15 protein-coding genes are annotated in these 15,287 nt (G+C 69.4%); 4 read left to right on the top strand and 11 right to left on the bottom strand.

From position 1 onward, the window contains the following. Positions 1-57: 57 nt before the first annotated feature. From thpR to ACWIHT_RS45785, 3 genes are all read right to left on the bottom strand, one after another. On the bottom strand, positions 58-612 hold the full coding sequence (thpR, locus tag ACWIHT_RS45795) for an RNA 2',3'-cyclic phosphodiesterase (RefSeq protein WP_456174580.1): 555 nt from the start codon (positions 610-612) through the stop codon (positions 58-60). A gap of 257 nt (positions 613-869) precedes the next feature. Next, positions 870-2,141, bottom strand: coding sequence for an MFS transporter (locus tag ACWIHT_RS45790; RefSeq protein ID WP_456174579.1), 1,272 nt, complete (start codon positions 2,139-2,141; stop codon positions 870-872). A 115-nt stretch (positions 2,142-2,256) separates the two neighbouring features. Further along, positions 2,257-2,694, bottom strand: a complete 438-nt coding sequence (locus tag ACWIHT_RS45785; protein WP_362971343.1) for a MarR family winged helix-turn-helix transcriptional regulator — start codon at positions 2,692-2,694, stop codon at positions 2,257-2,259. Positions 2,695-2,858: 164 nt separating this feature from the next. On the opposite strand from ACWIHT_RS45785, the gene ACWIHT_RS45780 reads away from it, so the two are divergent. Then, on the top strand, positions 2,859-3,050 hold the full coding sequence (locus ACWIHT_RS45780; RefSeq protein WP_201056140.1) for a ribbon-helix-helix protein, CopG family: 192 nt from the start codon (positions 2,859-2,861) through the stop codon (positions 3,048-3,050). Between the two features lie 9 nt (positions 3,051-3,059). On the opposite strand, the gene ACWIHT_RS45775 is transcribed toward ACWIHT_RS45780, so the two are convergent. Then, positions 3,060-4,454 carry an NCS2 family permease gene (locus tag ACWIHT_RS45775; protein ID WP_456174578.1) on the bottom strand — a complete coding sequence of 465 codons (1,395 nt, stop codon included), beginning with the start codon at positions 4,452-4,454 and terminating at the stop codon, positions 3,060-3,062. A 122-nt stretch (positions 4,455-4,576) separates the two neighbouring features. On the opposite strand from ACWIHT_RS45775, the gene ACWIHT_RS45770 reads away from it, so the two are divergent. Then, positions 4,577-4,846 carry a DUF2530 domain-containing protein gene (locus ACWIHT_RS45770; RefSeq protein WP_456174577.1) on the top strand — a complete coding sequence of 90 codons (270 nt, stop codon included), beginning with the start codon at positions 4,577-4,579 and terminating at the stop codon, positions 4,844-4,846. A gap of 113 nt (positions 4,847-4,959) precedes the next feature. Beyond that, on the top strand, positions 4,960-7,362 hold the full coding sequence (locus ACWIHT_RS45765) for an HAD-IC family P-type ATPase (RefSeq protein WP_456174576.1): 2,403 nt from the start codon (positions 4,960-4,962) through the stop codon (positions 7,360-7,362). Positions 7,363-7,415: 53 nt separating this feature from the next. On the opposite strand, the gene ACWIHT_RS45760 is transcribed toward ACWIHT_RS45765, so the two are convergent. From ACWIHT_RS45760 to ACWIHT_RS45745, 4 genes are all read right to left on the bottom strand, one after another. Next, entirely contained in the window at positions 7,416-8,195 is a 780-nt protein-coding gene (locus ACWIHT_RS45760) for a calcium-binding protein (protein WP_456174575.1), read from the bottom strand. Positions 8,196-8,403: 208 nt separating this feature from the next. Beyond that, entirely contained in the window at positions 8,404-9,162 is a 759-nt protein-coding gene (locus ACWIHT_RS45755) for a calcium-binding protein (protein WP_456174574.1), read from the bottom strand. Positions 9,163-9,335: 173 nt separating this feature from the next. Then, positions 9,336-12,476, bottom strand: a complete 3,141-nt coding sequence (locus ACWIHT_RS45750) for a sacsin N-terminal ATP-binding-like domain-containing protein (RefSeq protein ID WP_456174573.1) — start codon at positions 12,474-12,476, stop codon at positions 9,336-9,338. Positions 12,477-12,733: 257 nt separating this feature from the next. Then, positions 12,734-13,402 carry a Type 1 glutamine amidotransferase-like domain-containing protein gene (locus tag ACWIHT_RS45745; RefSeq protein ID WP_456174612.1) on the bottom strand — a complete coding sequence of 223 codons (669 nt, stop codon included), beginning with the start codon at positions 13,400-13,402 and terminating at the stop codon, positions 12,734-12,736. A gap of 269 nt (positions 13,403-13,671) precedes the next feature. Here ACWIHT_RS45745 and ACWIHT_RS45740 point away from each other — a divergent pair, with 269 nt between their 5' ends. Further along, positions 13,672-13,911 (top strand): hypothetical protein, encoded by a 240-nt coding sequence (locus ACWIHT_RS45740; protein WP_456174572.1) that lies wholly within the window; start codon positions 13,672-13,674, stop codon positions 13,909-13,911. Here ACWIHT_RS45740 and ACWIHT_RS45735 read toward each other — a convergent pair. The 3 genes from ACWIHT_RS45735 to ACWIHT_RS45725 form a co-directional block, all read right to left on the bottom strand. After that, positions 13,901-14,893: an aldo/keto reductase gene (locus ACWIHT_RS45735; RefSeq protein ID WP_456174571.1), complete on the bottom strand. Its 993-nt coding sequence runs from the start codon at positions 14,891-14,893 to the stop codon at positions 13,901-13,903. The two genes, ACWIHT_RS45740 and ACWIHT_RS45735, sit on opposite strands and share 11 nt — an antisense overlap. A gap of 113 nt (positions 14,894-15,006) precedes the next feature. Then, positions 15,007-15,195 (bottom strand): DUF397 domain-containing protein, encoded by a 189-nt coding sequence (locus ACWIHT_RS45730; protein ID WP_456174570.1) that lies wholly within the window; start codon positions 15,193-15,195, stop codon positions 15,007-15,009. Next, positions 15,195-15,284, bottom strand: coding sequence for a DUF397 domain-containing protein (locus tag ACWIHT_RS45725; protein WP_456174611.1), 90 nt, complete (start codon positions 15,282-15,284; stop codon positions 15,195-15,197). The genes ACWIHT_RS45730 and ACWIHT_RS45725 overlap by 1 nt, the downstream gene beginning before the upstream one ends. Positions 15,285-15,287: the final 3 nt, after the last annotated feature.

Raw genomic sequence — 15,287 nt, 5'->3', positions numbered from 1 at the left:
AGCACAAGCACACCGGCCATGATCCGGTTCCGGAATTTCGGGTCCACGTACCCGAGCCTAACCGCCCGCCCCCAACCCCCAGCGGGCGACCGCCTCATACCGCGGCCGCTCCCCCGGAACCCCCGACCGCGGCAGGTCGCTGCGCACGAGCACCAGCTCGTCCACCGTCCACGTCCGCCCCGCGAACGCGTCGAGCCGGTCGACATACGGCCGCACGTCCACCGCGTCCCGGCTCCGCGCCAGCGTCAGGTGGGCGCGGTAGCGCCGGTGCTCCCCCACTACGGCCTCCTCGCACCGCCCCGCCAGCAGGCGCAACGCGGCGAGATCCCCGGCCGCCCCCGCCCACAGCGCCCGCCCCTCCCCGAACTGCCCACCCCCGCGCACCGCCAGCCCGAACGGTTCGCTCCGGCGCGCGGTCCGCTCCAGCGCGGCCGACAGTTCCGGTACGGCGTCCTCGTCCACCTCGCCGTAGAACGCGAGGGTGAAGTGCCAACCCGGGCGCCCCGTCCAGCGGAGCGCGTCCGCGCCCGGCAGCCGCCTCAACTCCTCGACGCGTGAGGCGAGTTCGGCGGCGATGTCCTCAGGGGGCAGCACGGCGGCGAAGAGTCTCATGAGCCCCAGCCTGCCATCGTGAACGCACAGCCAGCAGGCGGAGGGGTCGCCGTACATCGCCGAGGTCGACGGCGTCCCCGTCGGCACGCTCACCCTCACCGACTCCCCCGGGTCGTACGTCGAAGCCGTCGACGAGCCCGAGCGGTATGTGCGTCTCCTCGCCTCCGACCGCCGGTTCAACGGAGGCCTTCGTCGTCGGGGAGGACACGTGGCCGGGGCAGGTGCTGGGCCGGAAGGTGTAGCACCTGCCCCAAGTGTCATGCCGCCGCGGTCAGTTGCTCCCGCTCTCGCGGGACGAAGGCCACGCTCGGGTGGCCGTGGTTCCAGTCGAACGACAGGCGCAGATCGCCGATGCGGGCCAGGATCACGCCGATCGTGGCGGCGGCCAGGGCCGCGATGGCACCGCCGAGGGCGAAGCTCACGCGGGGGCCGTAGGCGTCCGTGATCCAGCCGACGATCGGTGCGCCCACCGGCGTACCGCCCATGAAGACCATCATGAACAGGGCCATGACCCGGCCGCGCATGGCCGGGTCGGTGCCCATCTGGACGGCGGTGTTGGCCGTGACGTTGACCGTCAGGCCCGCGATGCCGATCGGGACCATGAGCAGGGCGAACAGCCAGTAGGAGGGGGCCACCGCGGCCACGATCTCCAGCAGGCCGAAGGCCGCTGCCGCCGCGATGAGTATCCGGAGGCGGGTGGTGCCGCGGCGGGCGGCGAGCAGGGCGCCGATCAGGGAGCCGGCCGCCATCAGGGTGTTGAACAGGCTGTAGGCGCCGGCACCCGCGTGGAAGATGTCGTCCGCGTAGGCCGACAGCCACACCGGGAAGTTGAAGCCGAACGTGCCGATGAAGCCGACGAGGACGATCGGCCAGATCAGGTCGGGGCGGCCGGCGACGTAGCGCAGGCCTTCGCGGAGCTGGCCCTTGCCGCGCGGGGCGCGCTGGACGGAGTGCAGGTCGCGGTTGCGCATGAGGAGCAGGCTCGCCAGGGGCGCCACGAACGACAGGCCGTTGAAGAGGAACGCCCAGCCGGTGCCGACACCGGTGATCAGGACGCCCGCGACGGCGGGGCCGACCAGGCGGGCGGACTGGAAGTTCGCCGAGTTGAGGCTGACCGCGTTCTGGAGCTGCTCGGGGCCGACCATCTCGGAGACGAAGGACTGGCGGGCCGGGTTGTCGACGACCGTGGCGAGGCCGACGGCGAAGGCGGCGACGTAGACGTGCCAGACGTGGACGTGGCCGGAGAGGGTCAGGAACGCGAGCGCCAGGCCGGTGAGGGCCATCGCGGACTGGGTGACCAGGAGGGTGGGGCGCTTGGGCAGCCGGTCGACGAGGACACCGCCGTAGAGTCCGAAGAGGAGCATCGGCAGGAACTGGAGGGCGGTCGTGATGCCTACGGCGGCGGAGGAGCCGGTGAGGCTGAGGACCAGCCAGTCCTGGGCGATGCGCTGCATCCAGGTGCCGGTGTTGGAGACGACCTGGCCGATGAAGAACAGGCGGTAGTTCCGGATCTTCAGCGAGCTGAACATCGAGGACTTGGAGGACTTGCCTGGGGGTGCGGGCGGGGAGTCGGGGGTGGCTGGCGCGGGGGCGGAGTCTGCTCCGGGTCCCGAACTCAAAAGGTCGCCTCCAAATTAGGTGGGTCTACAGGTGTGCGAGTTTCTCCAGTACGGGGGCGGCGGCGGCGATCTTCGCCCACTCGTCCTCGTCGAGGCCGTCGACCAGGCCGGCCAGGAACGCGTTGCGCTTGCGGCGGCTCTCTTCGAGCATCGCCTCGGCCTGGGGGGTCTTGGTGACGACCTTCTGGCGCCGGTCCTCGGGGTGCGGCTCCAGCTGCACCAGTCCCTTGGCTTCGAGCAGCGCCACGATGCGGGTCATCGAGGGCGGCTGCACATGCTCCTTGCGAGCGAGCTCGCCAGGGGTCGCGCTGCCGCAGTTGGACAGGGTGCCCAGCACCGACATCTCGGTGGGGCTCAGTGACTCGTCGACGCGCTGGTGCTTGAGTCGACGGGACAACCGCATCACGGCTGACCGCAGGGAGTTCACAGCGGCAGCGTCGTCGCCATGGGTAAGGTCCGGCATGTTCTTTAGCGTAACTCATTACTCTCGCTAAAGACCAACTGGATGCCGACGCGACACGCCGGGATGCCCGTGACCCTGGCCACTGAACCCTTCCGTCACCCATATGAGTGATAGCGGCGCGGAACGTCACCCATCGCCCGGAACCGCCCCGGACCCTCGTCTTCATGGGGACCAGCGTGCTCAGCCTGCGGATAGACGGGGAGCTGCTTCAGCGGCTCCGACACCATGCGGCGAAAAGGGGAATGAGCGTCCAGGACTACGTGGTCCAGACGCTCATTCGGGACGACTTCGACGAGCGGTTCCAGACCGCGGTGGAAGAGACCGAGAAGTTCTACGGGGTCAACGGGGTCACGTGACCCATCGGGTCACGTCAGGCCCAGGGCCGGCATCAGGTAGTAGAAGCCGAAGACCGCCGCCACGACGTACATCGGCACCGGGACCTCACGGCCCCGGCCCGCCACCAGGCGCAGCACCACGAAGGTGATGAAGCCCATGCCGATGCCGTTGGTGATCGAGTAGGTGAACGGCATCATCACCATCGTGACGAAGGCCGGGATGGCGATGGTGTAGTCGGCCCAGTCGATCTCCTTGACGGAGCCCGCCAGGATCAGGAAGCCCACCGCGAGCAGGGCCGGGGTGGCCGCCTGGGAGGGGACCATCGTGGCGATGGGCGTGAGGAACAGCGCTACGGCGAAGAGGGCACCCGTGACGACGTTCGCGAAGCCGGTGCGGGCGCCCTCGCCGACCCCGGCCGTGGACTCCACGAAGCAGGTGGTCGCGGACGAGGAGCTGGCGCCGCCGGCCGCGACCGCGATGCCGTCGACGAAGAGCACCTTGTTGATGCCGGGCATGTTGCCCTCGCCGTCGGTCAGCTTCGCCTCGTCGCTGATGCCCATGATCGTGCCCATCGCGTCGAAGAAGCACGACAGCAGGACCGTGAAGACGAAGAGGACGCCGGTCAGCACGCCGACCCTGGAGAAGCCGCCGAACAGGCTGAACTTGCCGATCAGGCCGAAGTCCGGGGTGGCGACCGGGTTTCCGGGCCACTTCGGGGTGGTCAGGCCCCAGGAGGGGATCGTCGCGACCGCGTTCACGATCACCGCGAGGACGGTCATGGTGACGATCGAGATCAGGATCGCGCCGGACACCTTGCGGACGATCAGCCCGAGCGTGAGCAGCACACCGAGGATGAAGATCAGCACGGGCCAGCCGTTGAGGTGACCGTCGGCGCCGAGCTGGAGCGGGACGGTGGTCTGGGCGGCGTCCGGGATGCGGGTGATGAACCCGGAGTCCACGAGTCCGATCAGCATGATGAACAGGCCGATACCGATCGAGATCGCCTTGCGCAGGCCGTAGGGCACGGCGTTCATGACGCGCTCACGCAGCCCGGTGGCGACCAGCAGCATCACGACCAGGCCGGCCAGGACGACCATGCCCATCGCGTCCGGCCACGTCATGCGGGGCGCGAGCTGGAGGGCGACGACGGAGTTCACGCCGAGTCCGGCGGCCAGCGCGATCGGGACGTTGCCGATGACCCCCATGAGGAGGGTGGTGAACGCGGCGGTGACGGCGGTGGCGGTGACCAGCTGGCCGTTGTCGAGGTGGTGCCCGTACATGTCCTTCGCGCTGCCGAGGATGATCGGGTTCAGCACGATGATGTACGCCATCGCGAAGAAGGTGGCGAACCCGCCCCTGATCTCGCGAGGGAGGCTGCTGCCCCGTTCGGAGATCTTGAAGTAGCGGTCGAGGGCGGTCTGCATTGGATGTTCCTACGAGCAGAAGTGGACAGACGGAAACCGTTTCAGTATGAACATATGAAGACGTCAGGCGCTATCTCCGCGCGTAGATCCGAGAGTGTTGCGCTGCCTCGTAAGCTGTGGGCATGGCGAAGTGGACACCGACACACGAGGCACCGGAGCCCCTGGAGGGCCCGATCGTCCCGACCATCACCGGCCTCACGATCCTCTGGTTCGTCCTCTTCCTGGTACAGCTCCCGTTCTACGGCTGGTTCGACGACCACGGCCATCTGTGGTGGCTGTGGACCTGCCTGGCCGGGGCCGGGCTCGGGCTGATCGGCATCTGGTACGTCCGGGGGCGGGACGCGGCCCTCAAGCGGGCGGCGGAGGCCTCTGCGGCGACTGCTGCCGAGTAAGGACACTCCCCTACAACCACGGCATCACTCCGCCCCGCCCGCCGTCCTCCCCTGGTCGGATCTTCCGGGCACTCGGCGGGTGAAGCCGTAAATCCGCACGTACCGTCGAATGCATGACGCACACCGACGCGGGCGCCGAACTCGACCCTGTGCACCCCGTGCCCATTCCGGCGCGGCGGGCCCATGGACTCAGCACCGCCGAGGTCGCCGAACGGGTGGCGCGCGGGGAGGTCAACGACGTCCCGGTGCGCAGCAGCCGGTCCCTCGGCGAGATCGTGCGCGCGAACGTCTTCACCCGGTTCAACGCGATCATCGGTGTGCTCTGGCTGATCATGCTGTTCGTGGCGCCGTTGCAGGACAGCCTGTTCGGGTACGTGATCCTCGCCAACACCGGGATCGGGGTCTTCCAGGAGTGGCGGGCGAAGCAGACCCTCGACTCCCTCGCGGTGATCGGCGAGGCGAAGCCGACGGTACGGCGGGACGGCGCCGCCGTGGAGGTGAGCACCTCCGAGATCGTGCTCGGGGATCTCATCGAGATCGGGCCCGGGGACAAGGTCGTGGTCGACGGTGAGTGCGTCGAGGCGGACGGTCTTGAGATCGACGAGTCGCTGCTCACCGGTGAGGCGGATCCGGTCGTGAAGCGGCCGGGGGACGCGGTGATGTCCGGGAGTTTCGTGGTCGCCGGCGGTGGCGCGTTCGAGGCGACGAAGGTCGGGCGTGAGGCGTACGCGGCCCAACTCGCCGAGGAGGCCTCGCGGTTCACGCTCGTCCACTCCGAGCTGCGGACCGGTATCTCCACGATCCTCAAGTACGTGACGTGGATGATGATCCCGACCGCGATCGGCCTGGTCATCAGCCAACTCGTCGTCAAACAGCACGGGTTCAAGGACTCCATCGCGCGGACCGTCGGCGGGATCGTGCCGATGGTCCCGGAGGGGCTGGTCCTCCTCACCTCGGTGGCCTTCGCGATCGGGGTCATCCGGCTTGGCCGGAAACAGTGCCTGGTTCAAGAGCTTCCGGCCATCGAGGGGCTCGCCCGCGTCGACACGGTCTGCCTCGACAAGACGGGCACGCTCACCGAGGGCGGCATGGACGTCACCGAGCTGCGTCCGCTGGGCGGGGCCGACGAAACGTACGTACGCAAAGTCCTGGGCGCGCTGGGTGAGTCGGACCCGCGGCCGAACGCGTCGTTGCAGGCGATCATCACCGCCTACCCGGACAGCGAGGAGTGGCGGTGCGTGGAGTCGCTGCCGTTCTCGTCCGCGCGCAAGTACAGCGGGGCGTCCTTCAGCGAGGGCGACGGGGAGTCCAGTACCTGGCTGCTCGGGGCGCCGGATGTGTTGTTGGGTGCGGATGATCCGGCGCTGGCCGAGACCGGGCGGCTGAACGAGCAGGGGCTACGGGTGCTGTTGCTGGCCCGGGTCGCGGGCGAGCTGGACGATCCCGAGGTCGCGCGGGAGGCCGAGGCGACCGCGCTCGTCGTCCTGGAGCAGCGGTTGCGGCCCGACGCGGCGGAGACGCTGCGCTACTTCGCCGAGCAGGATGTACGGGCCAAGGTCATCTCCGGGGACAACGCGGTGTCCGTCGGCGCGGTGGCCGGGAAGCTGGGGCTCACCGGGCAGGTCGTGGACGCGCGTCAACTGCCGTCGGATCAGGGGGAGATGGCGACGTCCCTCGACGAGGGCACGGTGTTCGGGCGGGTCACTCCGCAGCAGAAGCGGGACATGGTGGGGGCGTTGCAGTCCCGCGGGCACACGGTCGCGATGACCGGGGACGGCGTCAACGACGTACTCGCCCTCAAGGACGCCGACATCGGGGTGTCCATGGGCTCCGGGTCCGAGGCCACGCGGGCGGTCGCGCAGATCGTGCTGCTCAACAACAGCTTCGCGACGCTGCCTTCGGTCGTCGCCGAGGGGCGGCGGGTCATCGGGAACATCACCCGGGTGGCGACGCTGTTTCTGGTGAAGACCGTGTATTCGGTGCTGTTGGCTGTGCTGGTGGTGTGCTGGCGGGTCGAATATCCGTTCCTGCCACGGCACTTGACGCTGTTGTCGACGTTGACGATCGGGGTGCCGGCGTTCTTTCTCGCGTTGGCGCCGAATACGGAGCGGGCGCGGCCCCACTTCGTGCGACGGGTGATGCGGTACTCGATCCCGGGTGGGGTGATCGCCGGGGCGGCGACGTTCGTGACGTATCTGATCGCCCGTCACTACTACACGGGGAAGGGGTCGTTGGGGGCGGAGACCAGTGCGGCGACCCTGACGTTGTTCCTGATCTCGATGTGGGTGCTGGCGATCATCGCCCGGCCGTACACGTGGTGGCGGGTCACGCTGGTGGCGTCGATGGGGGCGGCGTTCGTGGTGGTGCTGATCGTGCCGTGGCTCCAGCACTTCTTCGCGTTGAAGCTGGTGGGGGTGACCATGCCGTGGGTCGCGGTGGGGATCGCGGGGGTGGCGGGGGTTCTGCTGGAGGGGGTGTGGAGGGTGGTCGATCGGCGGGGTTCGGTGCGCCCCTGAAAGCAGCGACCGCGCCCCCGTTCTCAGGGGCGCGGTCGCTGCTTTCGGTACTGCTACTTCACGTCGACGAAGTCACCCGTCGCGTTGACCGCCGGAGTGGTCGACGTGCCCGCGAAGCTGTAGCGGAAGTAACCGTCGACGGTCGCCTTGACGGTGGTCTTCAGGGCGCCGGTGGAGCTGGTCTTGATGGTCTTGACCGTGGTGTAGGTGCTGGAGCTCTTCTTGCGGAACTGCAGCTTGACCGACTGGCCCGCGTAGCCGGAGTACGTGCCGGCGTCCCAGTTCGCGCGGGTCAGCTTGCCGGTGACCGTGATGGTCTTGCCCTTCTTCACGGGCTCCGGGGTGGCGTCGGCCGTGAGCTTCGACAGGCGCTGGACCTGGAAGGTCTTCGCGTTGTCCTTCTGGACGTAGTCGTTGTCCTTGCCCGTGGCGATCGCCCAGACCTTCCAACCGCCGGCCGCGAAGTTGAAGACCTCGGTGTTCGGCTCCAGGTCGAAGGTCGACTTGCAGGTCGACGTCGTGGCGTTGACCGTGGTGCAGGTGGCGCGGTGGTTGCTGCTGTTGGCGACCGAACCGGTGTCGGAGGAGTCGATGTCGGTGCCGTGGTACAGGACGGCCTGCGCCCAGCCGACGCCCGAGGCGTCCTTCACGGTGAAGCTGACGGTGATCGTCTTCTTCGCGGTCGCGCCGACGACGACCGCCTTCCCACCATTCACCACGACGCCCGAGATCGTGGTGTCTCCCTGGACCTCGTCCGCGTGAGCGGCGGGTACGGCGAAGACGGAGAGGGCCAGGGCGCCGGAAACGGCAGCCACAGTGGCGCGTATGCGCATGCGTTCCCCAAGTGGAGAAAGGGGGTCCCGGCGCGGTGGTCGTTCCGTACGGCTCGTCGTCGGCGCCGGGGCCCAAGTGATGGCGGAGCCTGTTGGCTCGCAAGATCTGATCCGTGACGCGTGGGGATGGTTGTACGCCGGATCGAGATTTTGTACGGGTATTGCCAACCCGTGATGAAGTGTGGAGGCTCCGCCATCGCCGCCCGGACTACTTCACGTCGATGAAGTCACCGGCGGCGTTGACGGCCGGGGTGGTCGAGGTGCCCGCGAAGCTGTAGCGGAAGTAGCCGTCGACGGTCGCCTTCACGGTGGTCGACAGGGTGCCGGTGGAGCTGGTCTTGATGGTCTTGACCGTGGTGTAGGTGCTGGAGCCCTTCTTGCGGAACTGGAGCTTCACCGACTGGCCCGCGTAGCCCGCGTTCTTGTGGGTCTCCCAGTTGGCGCGGGACAGCTTGCCGGTGACCGTGATGGTCTTGCCCTTCTTGACCGGCTCGGGGGTGGCGTTGGCGGTCAGCTGGGAGGCGCGCTGGACCTTGAAGGAACCGGCCTTCTCCTTCCAGATGAAGTCGCCGTCCTTGGCGTCGACCCACGCGTCGACGTACCAGGTGCCGGCCTCGTCGTTGAAGAGGTCGCCGACCCTCGGGTCGACCAGGACCGTGGCGGAGCAGGTCGAGGTGGTGGCGTTGACCTTCACGCAGGTCGGCTTGGCGGTGGAGAGGTAGCCGTAGTTGGGGCCGATCAGGTTGAACTCGTCGGCGCTCGCGATGCCCGAGTTGTCGGTGGCCGTCACGCTGACCTTGATGCTCTTGGTGCTGGCGGCGCTCACGCTGACCGTGTTGTCGCCGTCGACGACCACCTTGGTGACTTTGGTGTCGCCCGCACCGCCGTCCGCCTGGGCGGCCGGGACCGCGAGGGCGGAGAGGGCGAGGGCGCCGGAGACGGCGACGACGGTGGCACGTATGCGCATGTGTTCCCCCTGTGGAACGTGAACGAGATCATGGAACCGGGTGGCTCAGGTGATCAGATTCGCGAGCCGGGGGAATGGTTGTACATCTCGTGACTTTTTCTTGGGGTGATGGTGAAGATCCCTTCGGGCCCCCGGTTGTTGTCCGGCCAGTCGGATCAGTGGGATCAGTGGGATCAGTCGAACCAGCGGTCCCTGGCGAGTTCCTCCGTCCGGGACTGGTCCTCCAGGAGGGCGGCGACCTCGAAGCGGCGCGGCCACTGGCCCGCCGCCCAGGCGAGTCCGGCGGCTACGCCTTCCAGGGTCGAGGCGTGGAGCACTCCGTCTCGGGTGCGGCGCCAGTCGATCTCCAAGCCGTCGACGACGAGTTCCTCGTGTTCGACGTAGGTCGCGGGGGTGCGGGGGCCGAGGAGGACGCGGACGGATTCCGGTACGTCGTGTTCGGTGCCCTCGGAGGTGACCTCGCCGGTGACGGACTCACTCAGGCGCCGGACCTGGAAGAGTTCGGCCAACTCGGCCGCCCTGGACGGGCGTACGGGGAGCAGGGGGACGCCCGCCGTGAACGGGAGCAGGTCGGGTGAGTCGACCACCATCGTGTCCGCCGCGTCCACGACCGTGACCTCGCCGTCGACCACGGCCCTCAAGTCGTCCGGCAGGGTGACCTGTTCAGGGTCCAGGTCGGCCAACGCTCCGTACAGGGCGTGCAGTTGGGCTCCAGTGACCTCGCGGTCCGGGTCGGCGAGGCGGTCGAGGAGTTCGGCGGCACCGCCGGGTTCTTCGAGGAGCGCGGCCACGGAGGTCCGTACGCCGAGTGCGCGGAGTACCTGTTCGTCGTCGAAGCCCGTCGCGTCGGCCTCGTCGTAGAGGCCTCGGAGGAGCGGGTCGCCGCCCGACGCCAGCAGGCCCGCCGGGCGGCGGCCGTCGAGCACCGGGTGGCCGCGCAGCCACCAGGCCGTGTACGGCCGTACGACCTCGTAGGAGCCGTCGGGCAGCAGGATGCGGACCTGTTGCGTGATCGCGTCGCGGAGGGGCGGCTGGGCGAGGAGGGCGAGGGCCTGGGGCCAGCGGTCGTCGTCGACGAGGTCGAGGTCGCGGACCGCTACGAGTTCGGTGGCGACAGGGGGTACCGGGGTGTCGGGGAAGCGGTCCAGGACGTCCTCGGACCAGACGTCCACCGAGTCCAGCAGGCCGGGGTCGTCCGGTTCCGCGAAGTCGCTGTCCCGGGGCTCCAGCTCGTCCGGGTCGAGGACCACGTCGGTGGCGCGGACGAGGGCGAAGTTGGCGAGGACTCCGCAGGCGGCCAGGGGTTGTTCGCCCCAGCGGTCTGCCAACTCGGGGTCGACGAAGGCCAGCTCGTCCTCGCGCATCACCTGGGCGAACGGGCTGCCGGGGAGCACGAGTTCGCCTGCGGGCGCCAGTTCGCCCTCTTCGTCGGGGAGGGCGAGCGCGCCCAGCCAGGGTTCGTCGCCGGGTTCCAGGCCCGCGTCCCGGACGAGGGCGAGCACCGTGTCCGCCAACTCCTCGGCGTCCGGGGTGGGTTCGTCCCATACGGCGCCGCCCTCGTCGTCGAGAGAGGCGGCCACGGCGGCCCGTACCTGGGGGGTGGTGAGGACCGCGCGGGGGGTCGCGGGCAGGGCGCCGAGCTTCTCCAGGAGGGGGTGCGCCGCGTCCGGGTGGGCGACCTTGAGGCCCAGGCGGGCGAGGATCTCGGGTTCTACGTGCGCGGAGTCGGGGGTGGGGAGGAGGACCTGGCGGGGGCCGATGGTCGTGCGCCCGTCGGCGAGCGGTACCGGCAGGCCGGAGAGGCGGTCGGGGTCTACGCCCGCGAGGCTGTCGTAGAGCCGTCGCCACCAGTCCGGGGCCTTCTCCAGGCCGGCCAGGCGGTCGATCGCGTCGGTGAGGGGGACTCGGGCTACGCCCAACGTCCGTAGTTCCACGCGGCGTTCGAGGCCGGCGGGGAGGAGGGTGGGGAGGACTTCGGCGAGCACGCGGACCGTGTCGGCGCCCGCGCCCTCCACGACCTCGGCGTCCCGGGGGCGTAGCGACTCGGGCAACTCCGAGTCATCGGTGAGGGGTTCGTCGGTGGGGGGTTCGACGGCGGGCGGCAGGAAGGCGGTGCGCGGCAGGCGGTCCAGGATGGCCTGGCGGAGGGTGCCGTCCAGTTCGCCCTTGCCCAGCGGGCCGGGGACGAGGTCGATGATGCCGGGGGTCACCGGGCGCCAGGCGGCGAGGAGTTCGACGTAGGCGTCGGCCGCGCGCTCCACGACGAAGTCGGTCAGCGGGCCGGGGGCGGCGTGGCGGCGGGTGGTGTCGAGGGGGAGGGAGGCGATGAGCAGCGCGGGTACGCCCAGGGGTTCGTCGCTGGGGGTGGGCGCGTGTACGACGGGGCTGGTGCGAGGGTGGGCCGGGGTGCCGTCGGTGTCGACGGGGACGGCCCAGGTGACGGACCAGTAGGGGCGCAGCCGTTCCTCTACGGGGCGGTCGGTGAGGAGTTCCTTGGCGAGTTCGCCGTGGGCGTCGACCGTACGCCAGCGGGTGGTTCCGTCGCGGCTGTCGTCGACGACGGTGTCGGCGCCGACCGTGCGGCGGGTGAGGCTGCGGGGGGTCTGGTCCCCCACCTCGATCACGACCTCCACCAGGCCCGGCAGGGCGAGCAGGAGGGCGTCGTCCACGGCGTTCAGGAGGCGCTCGGCCAGGTCCTCGGCGGCGGTGTCGCGCAGCGGGAGGATGACGACCGTGTCGTAGGAGTCGGGGGCGCTGCCCACGGCGGCGAACGGGAGGCGGAGGAGGGGGATGTGGCCGTCCCGGCGGCGGATCTCGGTGCCGAGGCCGGGGCTGTGGCGGGCGGTCTCCTCGGCGAGTTCGCGGGCTTCGACGAGGGACCAGCGGACGCCGCCGTGGCGTCCTACGAGGGCGGGTTCGTCGGTGACTGCGACGACGGCGGCGAAGCCGACGCCGAACCTGCCTACGGCGCTGTCGCCCGCGTCGCGTTTCGCGGAGGCGCGGAGGGTGGAGAGGGATTCGACGCCGGTCGCGTCGAGGGGGGTGCCGGTGTTGGCGGCGCACAGGACGCCGTCGCGGAGGGTGAGCCGGAGCCGGCCGGCGACGCCTGCGCGGGCGGCGGCGTCGGCGGCGTTCTGCGCGAGCTCGACGACGAGCCGGTCGCGGTAGCCGCCGAGGACGAGGTCCTCCTCGGCGTTGGCGTCCTCCCGGAACCGGGCCGGGCTGGTCGCCCAGGCGTCGAGCACCCCACGCCGCAGCCGGGCGGTCCCGAACGGGTCGGCACCCTCGGCGGCGGGCCGCACGAACTTACTCACGTACGTTCACTCTCCTCATCGACGTCGCGATGAAGGTACCGCGCGGAGGGGGGTGCTGGGTTTTCGCCCGCGGGCGGTGGTGGGGGTCGGGGCCGCGACGGTACGGCGAGCCCGCCGCGGGTTGCGCCCCTCTGTCCGTTGCCAAGTGGACGGCGTGGGGACCAGCTGAGCGGCGGGCTCGCCGTACCGTCACGACCCGCTCCCGTTTCGTCGGCGGCTGCGGGTGCGTGGCTCCGCAGCAGTCGTTGAGTGTTGAGTTACGGGTGGAATCGCCAGCGGCCTTCGGTGACGACGTCCACCTCGCCGTCCCGGACGCGCAGGGCCGTGTCGTCGTCGATGAAGTAGATCGGGAAGTCCGCGCGTTCGGTGATGCGGTCGGCCCAGGCGTCGTCGCGCTCGGGGAAGTCCGGGGAGTGGAGGTGGGGTTTGAGGTACCAGTCGAAGAGGGCGAACGGCGGCTGCACGGTCGTCGCGCCGAGGAGGCGGAGGTCGGCGGTGTCACCGATGACGTCGGCGGAGTGCCCGGTGAGGTTTTGGCTGAAGATCATCGATCCTGCGCTGACCCCGACGTAGACCCGGTTCTCCAGGGCCTTCAGGAAGCCGTCGGCCAGGCCGTTGCCGGTGATGCTGCGGGCGAGGTGGTAGTGGTTGCCGCCCTCGACGTAGACGACGTCGGCGCGGAGCAGTCGGTCGAACACCAACTGCCGGGGCAGGCCGTTCAGTTCAAGGATGTCGAACTCCCGCCAGCCGAGGGCGTGCAGCCGGTTCATGTCCCGCACCAGCCAGGTGTGGTCGCCTGGTTCGGCCACGGAGGCCGTGGGGACGAACACGACGTTGGCCGCGCTGAACGGCTTGCCCAGCATGTCGCGGAGGGCTTCCCGCAGCGTCTTGTTGCGCAGACCGCCGGCCGTCAGCAGAAGATTCATCTGGTTCATCGGGTTCATCGGGTGAGCCAAGCATGGAGGCCGGGTCTCGGTCGGGATCGGGAGGGGGCGGGGGGGATCGGACCGCGGAGTTCCTGGCGGAGGTCCGTGTCGGGTTCGCGTTCTTGGTTGCGGAGGCCGACCTTTCGCCTCGTGTGGTGGCCGCGGTGGGTTTCGCGAACAGCTGCGTCCCTGAGGTGGGCAGGTTGTTCGGGTTGGCCGTTGCCGCGAAACCCTATGGAGTCGTCTCGGAGAGCGGGACCGGTTCGAGCGTGGGTACCGCCTGGCTGCACAGTGGGCTCGGTGCCGGTGCCCGGCTGGTCACGGTGGAGCGTGAGCAGGAGTTGGCCCGCCGGGCGGCCGGTGTCTTCGCGGACGACGACCGCGTCAGCGTCCCCACCGGCGGCTGGCGGCTGCTTGCTCCCGGTGGCCTTCTCACCTGGACGCCACTGAAGTACTCGCAACACCGGCCAGTTCAGCGGTTGTTGCGGTACTTCGCGACTAGCACTTGATCGTGGGTGCGGGCGCTCGCTCGTCCAGGAGGCCCTCGGTTCGCAGGTCGTCCCAGAGCTGTGCGGGGATGTCCAGGCCGAACGCCGCGATATTGCGCCGGACTTCGTCCTCGGTGCGCATGCCTACGACGATGCCCGCGACGACGGGATGGTGGAGAGGGAAGGCCATGGCCACGGCGGGCAGCGTCACGTCGTGGGCCTCGCAGACATCCGCTATGCGGTGTGCGCGCTCAAGTGTCTGCGGTGTGGCAGGCCCGTAGTCGAAGGTCGCGCTCGCGGACGGGCGGGCCGTGGCGAGGAGGCCGGAGTTGAAGATCGAGGCCGCGAGTACCGAGATGCCCCGATCCGCGCAGGCGGGGAGCAGGCTGTCGAGAGCGCTGTGATCGAGCAGTGTGTAGCGGCCGGAGAGCATCACGACGTCGACGTCCGACTCCTCGACCAGCCGGGTCAGTTTGCCCGGGTGGTACATCCCCGCGCCGATCGCCCCCACGACGCCCTGGGCACGCAGTTCGGTGAGGGCGGGGATGCCCTCGCGCAGCGCGTCCTCGAAGTGCTCCTCCGCGTCGTGCAGGTAGAGCACGTCGATCCGGTCGACGCCGATGCGTGCGAGCGAGTCCTCCACGCTGCGCAGCACACCGTCCCGGGTGAAGTCCCACACCCGACGGTGTGTGGCGGGCACCTGGAACGGCTCGTCGGTCCGGCCTGCGGGGTCCTGCGGAATCAGTAATCTGCCGACCTTCGTCGACAGCGTCCACTCGTCGCGCGGCTTGCTCCGCAGGAGATCGCCGATACGGCGTTCGGAGTGCCCGATTCCGTAATGGGGCGAGGTGTCGAAGTAGCGGATGCCGCTGTCCCACGCCGCCTCAAGAGCCCCCGCCGCGGTCTCGTCGTCGAGCGGTTCGAAGAGCCCGCCGAGCGGACCGCCCCCAAACCCCAGCTCCGTGACCTGCACCTTGCTCCGGCCGAGCCGATTCTGCTTCATCCACCGATCCCCTCACATGGCTGACAGAGCACGAACATCCTTTCGCGGTCCGCGTCGCCTTCCAAGGGGTCTGGGGGAGGGGAGAGAAAAGTGTGACGCTTCGGTGGGAGGTGTCACAGTTTTGGGGCGGAGGTGTAGGTCACGAAGTCTGCCCAGGCGAGCGCGGCGACCGTGAATCGAGGCCCGTCCACATTCTTGGAGTCACGGATGTGGACCGTGCCGGGGACGGTGGCGATTTCGACGCAGGAGTCGCCATCGGGGCCACTGCTGTAACTGCTCTTGAACCAGGCCAGTTCGGGCATCACACCTCTTCCAGCAAGTGCACGAAGTCCGTCCATGCGGCAGAGGCGACGGCAAATCGCGGACCCTCGGTGTTCTTCGAGTCACGGATGTG

It is taken from the genome of Streptomyces sp. NPDC002276 (assembly GCF_053891435.1).
Note: the sequence above shows the minus strand (reverse complement) of the source record. Positions and strands in the feature narration are given on the sequence as shown.